13 protein-coding genes are annotated in these 12,676 nt (G+C 61.7%); 7 read left to right on the top strand and 6 right to left on the bottom strand.

What is annotated here, in order from left to right; genetic code table 11:
- From fliH to CXP40_RS19710, 5 genes are read right to left on the bottom strand one after another with little or no spacing between them, the layout of a single operon-like run.
- The gene (gene fliH / locus CXP40_RS19730) at positions 1-693 is read right to left on the bottom strand and encodes a flagellar assembly protein FliH (protein WP_099526736.1); all 693 of its coding nucleotides are present in this window, start codon (positions 691-693) and stop codon (positions 1-3) included.
- A 1-nt stretch (position 694) separates the two neighbouring features.
- Positions 695-1,759 carry a FliG C-terminal domain-containing protein gene (locus CXP40_RS19725; RefSeq protein WP_045735559.1) on the bottom strand — a complete coding sequence of 355 codons (1,065 nt, stop codon included), beginning with the start codon at positions 1,757-1,759 and terminating at the stop codon, positions 695-697.
- Entirely contained in the window at positions 1,734-3,419 is a 1,686-nt protein-coding gene (fliF, locus tag CXP40_RS19720) for a flagellar basal-body MS-ring/collar protein FliF (RefSeq protein ID WP_106735122.1), read from the bottom strand. The genes CXP40_RS19725 and fliF overlap by 26 nt, the downstream gene beginning before the upstream one ends.
- A gap of 19 nt (positions 3,420-3,438) precedes the next feature.
- A complete protein-coding gene (locus tag CXP40_RS19715; protein ID WP_106735121.1) occupies positions 3,439-3,774 on the bottom strand; it encodes a flagellar hook-basal body complex protein FliE in 336 nt (111 codons plus the stop codon).
- A gap of 12 nt (positions 3,775-3,786) precedes the next feature.
- Positions 3,787-5,196, bottom strand: a complete 1,410-nt coding sequence (locus CXP40_RS19710; RefSeq protein ID WP_106735120.1) for a sigma-54-dependent Fis family transcriptional regulator — start codon at positions 5,194-5,196, stop codon at positions 3,787-3,789.
- Between the two features lie 479 nt (positions 5,197-5,675).
- On the opposite strand from CXP40_RS19710, the gene CXP40_RS19705 reads away from it, so the two are divergent.
- Genes CXP40_RS19705 through flhA form a run of 7 tightly spaced genes read left to right on the top strand, consistent with a single transcriptional unit; the run spans position 5,676 to position 11,944 of the window.
- Positions 5,676-6,515: a FliM/FliN family flagellar motor switch protein gene (locus CXP40_RS19705; RefSeq protein WP_099526739.1), complete on the top strand. Its 840-nt coding sequence runs from the start codon at positions 5,676-5,678 to the stop codon at positions 6,513-6,515.
- The gene (gene fliN / locus CXP40_RS19700; RefSeq protein ID WP_099526740.1) at positions 6,512-6,883 is read left to right on the top strand and encodes a flagellar motor switch protein FliN; all 372 of its coding nucleotides are present in this window, start codon (positions 6,512-6,514) and stop codon (positions 6,881-6,883) included. Before CXP40_RS19705 ends, fliN begins: the two co-directional genes overlap by 4 nt.
- A complete protein-coding gene (gene fliP / locus CXP40_RS19695) occupies positions 6,883-7,635 on the top strand; it encodes a flagellar type III secretion system pore protein FliP (protein ID WP_099526741.1) in 753 nt (250 codons plus the stop codon). Before fliN ends, fliP begins: the two co-directional genes overlap by 1 nt.
- A gap of 12 nt (positions 7,636-7,647) precedes the next feature.
- On the top strand, positions 7,648-7,920 hold the full coding sequence (locus CXP40_RS19690; protein ID WP_017676096.1) for a flagellar biosynthetic protein FliQ: 273 nt from the start codon (positions 7,648-7,650) through the stop codon (positions 7,918-7,920).
- A 3-nt stretch (positions 7,921-7,923) separates the two neighbouring features.
- A complete protein-coding gene (gene fliR / locus CXP40_RS19685) occupies positions 7,924-8,718 on the top strand; it encodes a flagellar biosynthetic protein FliR (RefSeq protein ID WP_106735119.1) in 795 nt (264 codons plus the stop codon).
- On the top strand, positions 8,711-9,844 hold the full coding sequence (flhB, locus tag CXP40_RS19680) for a flagellar biosynthesis protein FlhB (RefSeq protein ID WP_106735118.1): 1,134 nt from the start codon (positions 8,711-8,713) through the stop codon (positions 9,842-9,844). Before fliR ends, flhB begins: the two co-directional genes overlap by 8 nt.
- Before the next feature lie 3 nt (positions 9,845-9,847).
- A complete protein-coding gene (gene flhA, locus CXP40_RS19675; RefSeq protein ID WP_106735117.1) occupies positions 9,848-11,944 on the top strand; it encodes a flagellar biosynthesis protein FlhA in 2,097 nt (698 codons plus the stop codon).
- Between the two features lie 111 nt (positions 11,945-12,055).
- Here the strand turns inward: flhA and CXP40_RS19670 are convergent, their stop codons facing one another.
- The gene (locus CXP40_RS19670; protein WP_106735116.1) at positions 12,056-12,397 is read right to left on the bottom strand and encodes a PilZ domain-containing protein; all 342 of its coding nucleotides are present in this window, start codon (positions 12,395-12,397) and stop codon (positions 12,056-12,058) included.
- Between the last annotated feature and the right edge of the window lie 279 nt (positions 12,398-12,676).

The raw sequence follows: 12,676 nt of genomic DNA, 5'->3' as shown, positions 1-12,676 counted from the left end.
TCAGGCCTCAGTCAGATGCAGGTGTTCGGCCAGGGTGTCGATGCAGGCATCCAGGCGCTGCTGGCAACCGATGTCGGCCTCGGCCTGCGGCGTGACCACGCGGCACTCGCCCAGAGCCAGACGCTCGTCAGCCACCAACTTCCAGTTCGCCGCACGCTCCGGCGCCAGCGCCTTGATCCGCGCGTATTCTTCAGGGCTGAGCAATACCTGCACGTCTTCGGGCTCGCCCGGCATGCTGGTCAGCGCCTCCTCGACCAGTGCCAGCAACTGGGTCGGGTGCAGCGTGAGTTCGCAGCGGATCACCTGCTGCGAAACCTTCTTCACCAGCTCCAGCAATTCCTGACGACGCTTGTGCTCCAGCTCGCCAAGGTACTGCTCGACCTTCTCGCTGATCTGCTGCAGCGGCTGCGCGGCCAGCTCGAACTCACGGCGTCCCTCATTGCGACCCTCGTCTCGCCCGAGCTTCAGCCCTTCGTCGCGGCCCTGCTCGAAGCCAGCCTGACGCCCGGCCTCCTCGCCCTGCTGCAAGCCGTCCTGATAGCCCTTCTCGATGCCCTGCTGAAAGCCGTCGGCCATGGCCCGCTGCAGGCCAGCGGCATCGCCGCTCCAATCCATTGCTGGTTGGCTGCTGCGCGGGGGAAAACGATAGGCGCGCCACGGGCGGGCGTCGCCGCTGATCACCTTGACCGTCATCTCATTCCACCGTCTGTTCGCGGAACAACTGCACCTGCAGCTCGCCACTGGCCGACATTTCGCGCACCACCGCCATGATGTCCTTGCGCACCTGCTCGACGCGGCTCAAGGGCACCGGGCCCTGGCGCCGGTTGATCGACTCCATCTGCTGGGCCTGACGCTTGGGCATGGCACCGGTGATGGCGCGCACCAGCTCGGGCTCGGCACCCTTGAGGGCGACCACCCACTCTTCCAGCGGCACGGCTTCGAGCAACGCCTGTAGCACGTCCTGGTTCTGCCGCGAGAGGATGAAGAAGTCGTACATTTCATCCTCGATGCGCTCGACCAGTTGATCGTCATGGGCGCGCAACAGCTCGAACATCTGCCCGCGATCACCCTTGAAGCGGTTCATGATGTCCGCCGCCTGCTTGACCCCGCGCACCTGCGAACCCTGGGTGCTAAGCACCGCCAGGCTGCGCTCGATCAGCTGCTCCAGCTCGGCGATGACGTCGCTGTTGACCTCGTTGAGGTTGGCGATGCGATACAGCAGCTCGTCCTGACGCTCCTTGGGCATGCATTCGAGCACCTCGCTGGCCATGCCGGGCGGTAGAAAGGCGAGGAACACCGCCTGCATCTGCGCGTGCTCCTTGGCGATCAGCGCAGCGAACTGCTTGGGGTCGAGCCACTCCATCTTGGCCATCTTGGCGCGGATCTCCTCGCCATAGATGCTGTCGAGCAGCGAGCGGGTGATTTCGCTGCCCAACGCCTTGCTGAGCATGCCGTCGAGGTAGCCACGCGAGGCGCCCTTGATGCTGCTCTGCTCCTTGTAGTCCTCGAAGAAGCGGCCGATGACGTCGGAAACCATCGGTTGCTTGACGTTGGACAGGCGTGCCATCGCCTGGCTGATGCTGACGATCTCCTCGCGTGAGAAATGCCTGAGCACGCCGGCAGAAATCTCGTCACCCATGCTCAGCATGAGAATGGCGGCCTGCTCGGAGGTACTCAGCGAGCGCTTCTGCACGCGCAGGCGCATTTCCTTGGCGGTGGAGCCGCCGCGGCCGTCAGGCTGGGTTGAGGTCTCGTTCATTACGCCCTATCCACTGTTTGATGACTTCCGAGACACGCTCGGGATCGTTCTTGGCCAGCATCTGCAGGTGCTCGATCTGTAGCTCCAGACCCGAGCCGGGCGCCGGCAGGCGAATCTCCGACAAAGGGTTGAGTTCGCCGAGCACGGTTGCACCTGGCGTATCGTCGCCAACGCGTGCCAACAGGCGCTCGGCTGCGCGCTCAGCGTGCAGCGCCAGCTGGTCGTCGCCCTCGACCGCCACAGGCGCACCAGGCTGGCTGCGCTGGCTCAGGCTGCGCACTGCAGGGCGCACCACCATCAGCAACAGCAGCAGGCTGATCAGGGCGAACACGCCGAGCTTGGCCAGGTCGTGCACCTTGGCGTTTTCCCACCAGGGCAGCAGCTCGTCGCCGGCACCGCCGATACCGGCATCGGTGAAGGGGAAGACGCTCAGCGTCAGCAGGTCGCCGCGCGCCTGATTGAAGCCCACGGCACTCTTGACCATCGCCGCAAGCTCCTCGCGCGCCTCTGGCGTCCAGCCACCCTCTGGCGCCACGGCGGCGTTGAGCACCACGGCGATGCTCTGCTGACGCAGGCTGAAGGGCGCGTGTTTGACGTGAGTGACGCTCTGGTCGTAATCCAGCTGACGATTGGATTCCTTGCGCAGCGAGGTCGCTGCCTGGTTGCCATTTTCGGTCTGAGCCCCCGCCTGCGCCTGATCGGCAGGCGGCTCCGGCGCAGGCTGCGGCGGCCGATTAGCCAGCGAGCCAGGGACGCCGAGAGCCAGCTGGTCGAGCACGCTTTCGTCGCGCAGCACTTCATTGCGCAAGCGCGGCGTCTCGCCGTAGGACTGGAAAGTCTCTTCCTTCTGACTGAAGTCGATGTCAGCCGACACGCTGATGCGATAGTTACCACCACCGAGCACTGGCGCCAGCACCGCCTCGGCGTTGGCCACGGCCTTGCTCTGGTAGTCGTCGACTACCTGCCAGTTCTGCACCGGGCCACCCAGCGTGTCGATGCCCCGTGACAGCAGTGCGCCGTACTGGTCGACCACCTGGACATTGCCGGCATCGAGCTGCGGCACGCTGCCAGCCACCAGATTGACGATGGCGCTGACCTGTTCCGGCGCCAGCTTGTAGCCAGGCGCCAGCTGCAGCATCACCGAAGCCTTGCCCGGCTCACGCTTGCCGACCACGAAGGAGCTGCTCTCCTGCAGCGCCAGGTGTACCCGCGCACCCTCCACGCCCTTGAGCGCCATCACCGTACGCGCCAGCTCACCCTCCAGGCTGCGTTTGAGGCGCACATCCTGGACGAACTGGCTGGTGCCCAGCGGCTCATCCTTGTCGAACAGCTCATAGCCAGCCGGTACCTTGACCTGCACGCCCTTGGCCGCCAGCAACATGCGCGCACGGCCAAGCTGGTCCTCGCGGACCAGCACCTGACCGCTCTGCGGATGCAGGCGGTAGCTGATCGCATCACCGTCGAGCACCTGCATCACTTCGGCGGCCGGATAGGCCTCGCCGCTGCCATACAGTGGGCGGAACGAGCCCTGGTCGCGCCAGAGGTAGAACACCACACCAACCGCCAGCAAGGCGGCGATCAGCGCGAGGCCGATCAGGGTCATGCGTGGATCGAGTTTCAGCCCCTGTTCAGGCAGCTTGCTTCTTATGGTCTGCAGCACGCGTCAGCCCTCAATCCGCTTACAGCGGCATCTTCATGATGTCGTCGAAAGCGCTGGATAGCTTGTTGCGCACCTGCATCAACGCGCTGAACGACACACTGGCTTTCTGGCTCTCGATCATCGCCCCTACCAGGTCGTCGCTCTGCCCGCTGTCCACCGCAGCCATCAGCTCCCCGGAACGATGCTGCTGCGCGTCCACTGCGCGCACCGCACTGTCGAAAGCCGCAGCAAACCCAGGCTCGCCAGGCTGCACGGCGAATGCCTGTGCGGGCTTGATCGGCGTCGCTTCGCTGAGACTTTTCAGTTGCTCCATGCGGCCCAGCAGGTCCTGCTGCACCTGGCTAATCGAATTCATCCTTTGCTTCTCCTAGACGGGAATCTGAACGCCCTGCTCGCGCATGGCGTTGAGGCGATAGCGCAGTGCGCGCGGTGTCATGCCAAGGCTTTCGGCGGCCTTGGTCTTGTGCCCGCCGAAACGGCGGATGGTGTCGATTACATGCTGGTACTCGGCCCATTTGCCGCTCGCGCGCAAGGCTGCCTTGCCGCCCTCGAGCGCCTGCGGCTGCAGACGTGGCGCCTGCTCTGCCGCGCTGCTCTCGGGGACGCTGAGGCCCAGGTCCTGAGCCTGGATATACAGACCATTGCGCAGAATCAGCGCGCGCTGCAGGCAGTTCTCCAGCTCGCGCACATTGCCCGGCCAGTCATGCGCCAGCAGCGCGCGACAGGCATCTTCGGTGAGCAGTTCGTGGCGCGCGTCCTGCGGCGCATACTGGCGGATGAAGCGACGCGCCAAGGCCAGCACGTCTTCCTTGCGCTCACGCAGCGGGCTGATATGCAGCGGCAGGACATCGAGACGGAACATCAGGTCGGCGCGGAAACGGCCCTCGGCCACTTCCTGCTGCAGATCACGGTTGGTGGCGGCGATGATGCGCACATCCAGGGCGATTTCACGGCGCCCGCCCAGACGCTCGACGCGCTGCTCCTGCAACACGCGCAACAGCTTGGCCTGCAGGCCCAGCGGCAGCTCACCGATCTCGTCGAGCAACAGCGTGCCGCCATTGGCCAACTCGAACTTGCCGGGCTGAGCACTCACGGCGCCGGTGAAGGCACCCTTTTCGTGACCGAAGAGAATGGATTCGAGCATCTGCTCGGGGATTGCCGCGCAGTTCACGGCAATGAAGGGCGCATCATCCTGCGCGGAAAAGCGGTGAATGTAGCGCGCCATCAGCTCCTTGCCGGTGCCGGTCTCGCCGGTGATCAGAATGGGCGCGCGAGTCATGGCCACACGCTGGGCCATGGCCAGCAAACGGCGACCAGCCTGCGAGCAGGAAACGAATCCTTCTTCGCCAGCGCTGGCCGATTCCTGACGGCGCAGCAGCGCACTGAGCTGGGCTTCGCTGAACGGTGCCAGGAGATAGTCGACACAGCCGAGTTCAAGCAACGCGGCAGCCTTCTCCTGGTCAGCATATTCCACGACTGGCACTACACCGACGCGGCCAACCTGACGCAGGATGGCGCCTACCTGTGCATAAAGGGTGTTGCCCGCCAGACTGCTGACGAACACCAGCACCAGGCTGGCGCTTTCCAGTGCCCGCGGGTCCAGTTCGAGACAGCTGGCGAAGCGGCGTACCTGAAAACCCTGGCGCAGCAGACCACCGGTCAACAGGCGCTCGCTGGCCGCATCGGCCTGACCGATCACGACTATATGTTGCTGCCCCAGTTGTTCATTGAACAACTCGTCGCAGGCGTAACTTACCGTTTGAGTTGAATGCTTCAAGGTAAATCACCCGATGTCTTTCATGAGCCCGGCGGCGGCATTCGACCCTGCGTCTAAAACTGCCAAGTAGATGGCAGATTTTTTCACTTGGCCCCTTAATCTTTCGAAACTTTCCGTCGCTTGTATTGGTCAACTTAGGCAGTACTTGTCTGCACTCCCTATATACGCGCAACGGATCACAGCGCGAACGTTAACAAGCGCACAGAAATCCACCGAATTACTTGTTGTTATTTCCTATCAACACCGGCAAGCCGCTATCAAAAAACAGCATTTGATATCTATTGATTTAATTTCTCGCCCTCCCTCGGCCTAGACTTCTCCTAGTCATCACGGGCCTGCGCGCTTTTCCCGGATGAATTCGACGCCATGGCCAAGGCACTGCTGCCAAAGCCCGCCGGCATATCAAAACGTCCTCTGCACGCCCATCGAATGCACTTGATGGTGCACGCGCAGTTACAACCAGGAATACAGCCCACAACATGACCGGGATTAAAAAAGTCCTTCATGGCGTGCCCGCCGACAGTCTGACCCGGTTGAAACCGCAGAAACTTGGCCGGCATTACCACAAGATTCCCCACTATATTCGCGAGCTCTCCAGTAAGTACCCGCGAATTATCAGTGACTACTTTCTACGTAACTATCGGATCAATCTTGAACTGCTGCGAGTCGATGTTCACGAACAGGTGAATAAAGATGCCGAGTGCCTCTATCGCTCGACGCTGGGCAAGGTCGGTTTCGCCATGGACCGCGCCCTGCTCACCGAAGCGCTGGAGTGTTACTACGGCGGCACTTGTCTGCCCAACCATGAAGCGCCGCCAGTGAGTACCTCTGAGCAACGCATGCGCACGCGTCTGGGTCTGGACGTGACCCAGTTGTTCGCCCGCTCGATTCTCGCCGGCCAGACCTTCGGCAAGCTCGAGCCTTACGACAACACTTATGAAGAGGCAGCTTGGGAGTACGTGGCGGAGTTCCACTTCACCAGCCATATCACCGGCAGCCAGGCATCGATCTTCATCTACTTGGATACGCAGCTGGCGGATGAGCTGACCAGTCGCCTTACGTCCCCGGCACCGATGACTCAGGGCGGCAACTCGCTCAACCAGATTCGCCAGTTACCAGTGCGCCTGGACTGCGTGGTAGCCAGCCTGCAAATGCCTCTGTCGCAAGTGCTTGCCCTGCGTCCCGGCGACATCCTGCCGATGCGCCTGCTGGAGCGCTGCGATGTACAGATCAACCAGCAGAAGCTGTTTCGCGGCGCCATCTTCGAAGACGACGGCTCCTTGTTCCTGACTTCTCTTGAGAGCGTGAAGACCCCATGAGCAGCCCCATTTCCGATAACGATTTCGACAGTCTGATCAACGACGCCGGCCTCAATCTCGATGAGACCGTCAGCGACTCTGCTCCGGAGCCAACGCCGGCCAGCCTGCCGCAGCAGGACCTGAGCTTCTTCGGCAAAATCCCGGTCAACGTCACCCTGGAAGTAGCCTCCACCGAGATCACCCTCAAGGAGCTGATGGACGTCGATGCCGGCAGCGTGATCGCCCTCGACAAGCTGGCCGGCGAGCCGCTAGACGTGAAGGTCAACGGCGCGCTGTTCGCCAAGGCCGAGGTGGTGGTGATGAACGGCAACTACGGCCTGCGCATCGTCGAGTTGTCCGGCAGCGGCCTCAGCGGGCTGGGCGTGTGATGCTGCGCCGTCTGCTGCAATCCGGCCTGCTGCTGGCGGCGCTGTGCTGCCCGTTGCTAGCCCAGGCGGCCGGCGGCGACATAACCCTGTTCAACTTCAACGACAGCGAAGACGGCCAGACCCTGAGCGTCAAGTTGCAGATCTTGCTGATCATGACGCTGCTGGGCTTCCTGCCAGCGATGTTGATGATGATGACCTGCTTCACCCGCTTCATCATCGTCCTGGCCATCCTGCGCCAGGCCATCGGCCTGCAGCAAAGCCCGCCCAACCCGGTGCTGATCGGCATCGCCCTGTGCCTGACCCTGCTGGTGATGCGCCCGGTGTGGCAAGAGATGTACACCGAGGCCTATGTGCCTTTCGAGGCCGACCAGATCAGCCTCGAACAGGGCCTGGGCGAAGGCAAACGCATCATCAGCCAGTTCATGCTGGCGCAGACCAGCAAGAACTCACTGGAAACCCTGGTCGCCCTGGCCGGCGAAGAGCTGCCCGAGGACCTGGCCCAACTGGACTTCTCCCTGCTGCTGCCAGCCTTCGTGCTCAGCGAGCTGAAAACCGCCTTTCAACTCGGCTTCATGATCTTCGTACCCTTTCTGGTGATCGACCTGGTGGTGGCCAGCGTACTGATGGCGATGGGCATGATGATGCTCTCGCCGATGATGATCTCGCTGCCGTTCAAATTGATGATCTTCGTCCTGGTCGATGGCTGGACGCTGCTGGTCGGCACCCTCACCACCAGCATTCAGCCCTATTAGCGAGGCTTCGCGATGCTCACGCCCGAACACGCCGCCGAGCTGGTGGCTCATGCGGTCTACATCACCGGCATCATCGTCTGCGTACTGGTGGTACCGAGCCTGCTCGGCGGCCTGCTGGTGAGCATTTTCCAGGCAGCGACGCAGATCAACGAACAGATGCTCAGCTTCCTCCCGCGCCTGCTGATCACCCTGGCCATGCTGCTGTTCGCCGGCCACTGGATCCTGCGCACATTGGGGGATCTGTTCATCGAAACCTTCAAGCAGGCCGGTCACCTGGTGGGCTGAAGCATGTCCGAACCCGTGCTGCATGCCAGCCAGTATCTGACCAGCCTGCAGGCTTACTGGTGGCCGTTCTGCCGCATCGTTGCCCTGCTCAGCATGGCGCCGCTGTTCAATCACAAGGCGGTGTCGATACGCGTGCGTATTCTCCTCGCCCTGGCCCTGACCATCGCCCTTGGCGCCGCCCTACCGGACATGCCCGAAATCGACCCGTTGTCACTGAAGGGGCTGATGACAGCACTGGAGCAGATCGCTTTCGGCGTGCTGCTGGGGCTGACCCTACAACTGGTCTTCACCATCTTCATGCTGGTCGGTGAAGTGGTGTCGACACAGATGGGCATGAGCATGGCGCGCTACAACGACCCGGTGAATGGCGTGTCGTCGTCCTCGATCATCTACCAGCTGTACTTCATTCTGCTGGTGCTGCTGTTCTTCGCCATCGACGGCCACCTGGTCACCGTCAGCGTGCTGTATCAGAGCTTCCTGTTCTGGCCGGTCGGCAACGGCCTGCATTACATGGGCGCGCAGAGCTTCATCCAGGCCTTCTCCTGGGTGCTGGCAGCGGCCGTGCTGGTGACCCTGCCAGTGGTGTTCTGCCTGACCCTGGTGCAATTCTGCTTCGGCCTGCTAAACCGCATTTCACCGGCGATGAACCTGTTCTCCCTGGGCTTTCCCATCAGCATTCTGATGGGCCTGCTGTGCATCTATCTGACCTTGCCCAACCTGCCCGACAGCTACCTGCACCTGACCCGCGAGTTGCTCAACGGCATCGGCGTGATTCTGCGCGAGGGCGGCAATGTCTGAGCAGAACAGCGGCCAGGAAAAAACGGAAGAAGCCTCCGCGCACAAACTGAAAAAGAGCAAGGATGACGGCCAGGTTGCGCGCTCCAAGGATCTGTCGACCACCATCTCGCTGATCGCCACCCTGTTCATTCTCAAGTTCAGCGCCGGACTGTTCCTCGAAGGGCTCAATGACAGCTTCCGCCTGTCATATATCCAGTTCGGCCACAGCGAGATCGGCCTGGATGATCTGGACACCCTGCTTGGCTACAACATGCTGGTGTTCATCAAGCTGCTATCTCCTCTGCTGCTCACCTCCGTGCTGGTGGTGACGCTGTCGTTGGTACCGGGCGGCTGGGTGTTTTCCGCGAAAAACTTTGCGCCGAAACTCAGCAAGCTCAATCCCATCACTGGCCTGGGGCGGATCTTCTCCGCACAGAACTGGAGCGAACTGCTCAAGTCGATCCTCAAGGTGCTGGTGCTGCTCGGTGTCGGCTATGTCCTGGTACGCGCGGCCCTGCCGGACCTGATCGCCCTGCAGCGCAGCAGCGTGTTCGAGGCGATCTCGGCAGCCCTGAATCTGACCTTCAACCTGACCCTGTGCCTGATGCTGATCTTCGTGGTGTTCTCCTTCATCGACATCCCGCTGCAGCGCTACTTCTTCCTCAAGAAGATGCGCATGACCAAGCAGGAGCGCAAGGAGGAGCACAAGAACCAGGAGGGTCGCCCCGAGGTCAAGGCGCGCATCAAGCAGCTGCAACGGCAGATGCTGCAACGACAGATCAGCAAGGTTATCAAGAACGCCGACGTGGTCATCGTCAACCCGACGCACTACGCCGTGGCACTCAAGTACGACACCAAGAAGGCCGCCGCTCCCTTCGTGTTGGCCAAGGGCGTCGATGAAACCGCGCTCTACATGCGCCAGATGGCCAAGAAGCATGAGCTTGAGGTGGTGGAAATCCCACCGCTGGCACGCGCCATCTACTTCACCACCCAGATCAACCAGCAGATCCCGGCACCGCTGTATACCGCCGTGGCCCATGTGCTGACCTACATCCTGCAGCTCAAGGCCTGGCGCCAGGGGCGCAGAAGCAAGCCAGAACTGGCGAGCAACCTCCCGATTCCCGACAGCTTGGCCAACAGGGGCTGATTCATGAACCTACTGCAGCAACTCGCGCCCACCTTCCGCAGCGGCCGTATCGGTATTCCGGTGCTGATCCTGTCGATCCTGGCCATGGTCATCCTGCCGCTGCCACCGGTGCTGCTCGATGCCCTGTTCACCTTCAACATCGCCATGGCCATCCTGGTGCTGTTGGTCAGCGTGTCGTCCAAGAGTCCGCTGGATTTTTCCCTGTTCCCCACAGTAATCCTGATCACCACGTTGCTGCGTCTGTGCCTGAACGTCGCCTCGACCCGCGTGGTACTACTCGAGGGCCATACCGGCACCGGCGCGGCGGGCAAGGTGATCGAGTCGTTCGGCGAGGTGGTGATCGGCGGCAACTTCATCGTCGGCCTGGTGGTGTTCGTGATCCTGATGATCATCAACTTCATCGTCGTCACCAAGGGCGGCGAGCGAATCTCCGAGGTAACCGCACGCTTCACCCTCGATGCATTGCCGGGCAAGCAGATGGCCATCGATGCCGACCTCAACGCCGGCTTGATCGAGCAGCACGAAGCCAAGCGTCGCCGCGCCGAAGTGGCCAAGGAAGCCGACTTTTACGGGGCCATGGACGGCGCTTCGAAGTTCGTCCGTGGTGATGCTATCGCCGGCATTCTGATCCTGTTGATCAACCTGTTCGGCGGCTTCGCCATCGGCCTGTTCGTCTACGACCTGGGCGCAGGCCAGGCCTTCCAGCAGTACGCCCTGCTGACCATCGGTGATGGCCTGGTGGCGCAGATCCCGGCACTGCTGCTGTCCACTGCAGCAGCGATCATCGTCACGCGGATCAACGAATCCTCGGAGATTACCGACCAGGTACACCGCCAGTTGCTGGCCCAGCCAGCGCTGCTCTATACCGTGGCCGGCATTCTGTTCACCCTGGCGCTGGTGCCCGGCATGCCGCACCTGGCGTTTATCAGCTTCGCCGCGCTGGTGGCGTTCATTGCCTGGATGATTTCGCGCAATGGCCCGCCCAAGGAAGCCGCCAGCCTCGAACAGGTCGAGGCATTGGGCAAGGCGATGGAGCAGGAACGTGCGCAGAACATGGTGTGGGAGGACATCCCGCTGGTCGAGCGCCTATCCGTGTCGCTAGGCTACAAATTGGTCGGTCTGGTCAACGAAGCCGCCGGTGCGCCGCTGACCCAACGCGTGCGCGGCGTCCGTCAGACCTTGTCGGAAAGCCTGGGTTTCCTGCTGCCGGAAGTGCATATCCGCGACAGCCTGCGCCTGAAAGCATCGCAGTACAGCATCCAGATCAATGGCGAGAAGATCGACAGCGCCGAGCTGCATGCCGATCGCATGATGGCTATCCCCTCGCCAGAGCTCTATGGCGAGATCGACGGCATTCTCGGCGTCGACCCGGCCTACCGCATGCAGGTGGTGTGGATTCAGCCGGAGGACAAGGCTCGTGCGCTGAATCTTGGCTACCAGGTGATCGACTGTGCCAGCGTCATCGCCACGCACCTGAACAAGGTGATCCGTGAGCATCTACCGGATGTGTTCAAGCACGACGACGTCGACCAGCTGATGCAGCGTCTGCAGGTACAGGCGCCGAAACTGGCTGAGAGCCTGAAGAACCAACTCAGCTACACCCAGCAGCACCGCGTCTACCGCCAGTTGCTGCAAGAGCAAGTGCCGCTCAAGGATATCGTCACCATCGCTACCACGTTGCTGGAAGCCAGCGAGTCGACCAAGGACCCGGTACTGCTGGCATCCGATGTGCGCTACGCGCTGCGCCGCAGCATCGTTGGCATGATCGCCGGTGAGCGCCAGGAGCTGTCGGTGTTCATTCTTGAGAACGCGCTTGAGAACACCCTGCTCAATGCCCTGGCCATCGCCCAGCAGGCCGGCCCGGTAAGCCTCGACAACATCCCAGTGGAACCCAGCCTGCTCAACCAGTTGCAGAACACCATGCCGGTGGTCAAAGAGAAGCTGCGCAAGGATGGCCATCCACCGATCCTTACCGTGATGCCGCAGCTACGCCCGCTGCTGGCGCGCTATGCCCGGGTATTCAGCCCCGGCCTGCATGTGCTGTCGCAGAACGAGATCCCGGATCGAGTTGGCGTCAATATCCTCGGTACGCTGGGCTGACTGGCAAAGGTTTCAACACGCTGATGGATGCGTTATTCGCATCCATCATCCCAACCTCATAAGAAGATTGCGCGTCAGGACGATTCTTCATCGCCCTGCCATCCCTCCTGCCTAAGCCTTTTCCTTGCGCACTTTACGCATGCCTTCGATCAGCCGGACGTACTCGGCTGTCTCGTCCTGCAAGGCCAGCCCGGCTTCGAAGAAGCCCGTGCGGGTATTCTCCTGCGACCACTGACAGACCATATCCACATCCACCTGGCGCATCTCCCCCTGGCGATCACGCATGCGCACGCGCAGCTTCAGTTCACTCCCGGGCTCCACCGGTGTATCGCTCAGAAGTTTCATCCCACATTCGGAAACATCGCCCGCGTATCCGATCAGTGTGTCGCTTTCGCGATCGCTGATCTTGATGCGGAAGGTGGAGCGGAAGGTGATACGACTCGATTGACGCATAGGAGAATGCCTTAGTGCTCGCCACGTCTGGTTGGATCGCAAGGATCAGGAGTTATCAATCGAGATCATTCAGAAGGAAGTCGCGCATTGATGGCCTGTGATTCATCAGAACAAGACGACCATAGCGAGCAAACTCTTAAATCCGAGGTGAGCGCTGATGCCCCGTAGGAGCGAGCTCTGCTCGCGAAGCTACGTAGGGTGCGGTGACCGCCCCCTATGCGATGGCCTGGACGTGTTTTCCGCGCCCTAAAGAAGAAACCCCAGACCGCTTTCGCGATC

Source organism: Pseudomonas sp. YY-1, assembly GCF_002843095.1.
Lineage (GTDB): Bacteria > Pseudomonadota > Gammaproteobacteria > Pseudomonadales > Pseudomonadaceae > Aquipseudomonas > Aquipseudomonas sediminis_A.
Note: the sequence above shows the minus strand (reverse complement) of the source record. Positions and strands in the feature narration are given on the sequence as shown.

What these genes read in the sequence shown, in the direction of transcription:
- fliH (WP_099526736.1), bottom strand. Translation starts at nt 693, where the DNA reads ATGACGGTCAAGGTGATCAGCGGCGACGCCCGCCCGTGGCGCGCCTAT.
- CXP40_RS19725 (WP_045735559.1), bottom strand. Translation starts at nt 1,759, where the DNA reads ATGAACGAGACCTCAACCCAGCCTGACGGCCGCGGCGGCTCCACCGCC.
- CXP40_RS19715 (WP_106735121.1), bottom strand. Translation starts at nt 3,774, where the DNA reads ATGAATTCGATTAGCCAGGTGCAGCAGGACCTGCTGGGCCGCATGGAG.
- CXP40_RS19705 (WP_099526739.1), top strand. Translation starts at nt 5,676, where the DNA reads ATGACCGGGATTAAAAAAGTCCTTCATGGCGTGCCCGCCGACAGTCTG.
- fliN (WP_099526740.1), top strand. Translation starts at nt 6,512, where the DNA reads ATGAGCAGCCCCATTTCCGATAACGATTTCGACAGTCTGATCAACGAC.
- fliP (WP_099526741.1), top strand. Translation starts at nt 6,883, where the DNA reads ATGCTGCGCCGTCTGCTGCAATCCGGCCTGCTGCTGGCGGCGCTGTGC.
- CXP40_RS19690 (WP_017676096.1), top strand. Translation starts at nt 7,648, where the DNA reads ATGCTCACGCCCGAACACGCCGCCGAGCTGGTGGCTCATGCGGTCTAC.
- fliR (WP_106735119.1), top strand. Translation starts at nt 7,924, where the DNA reads ATGTCCGAACCCGTGCTGCATGCCAGCCAGTATCTGACCAGCCTGCAG.
- flhB (WP_106735118.1), top strand. Translation starts at nt 8,711, where the DNA reads ATGTCTGAGCAGAACAGCGGCCAGGAAAAAACGGAAGAAGCCTCCGCG.
- flhA (WP_106735117.1), top strand. Translation starts at nt 9,848, where the DNA reads ATGAACCTACTGCAGCAACTCGCGCCCACCTTCCGCAGCGGCCGTATC.
- CXP40_RS19670 (WP_106735116.1), bottom strand. Translation starts at nt 12,397, where the DNA reads ATGCGTCAATCGAGTCGTATCACCTTCCGCTCCACCTTCCGCATCAAG.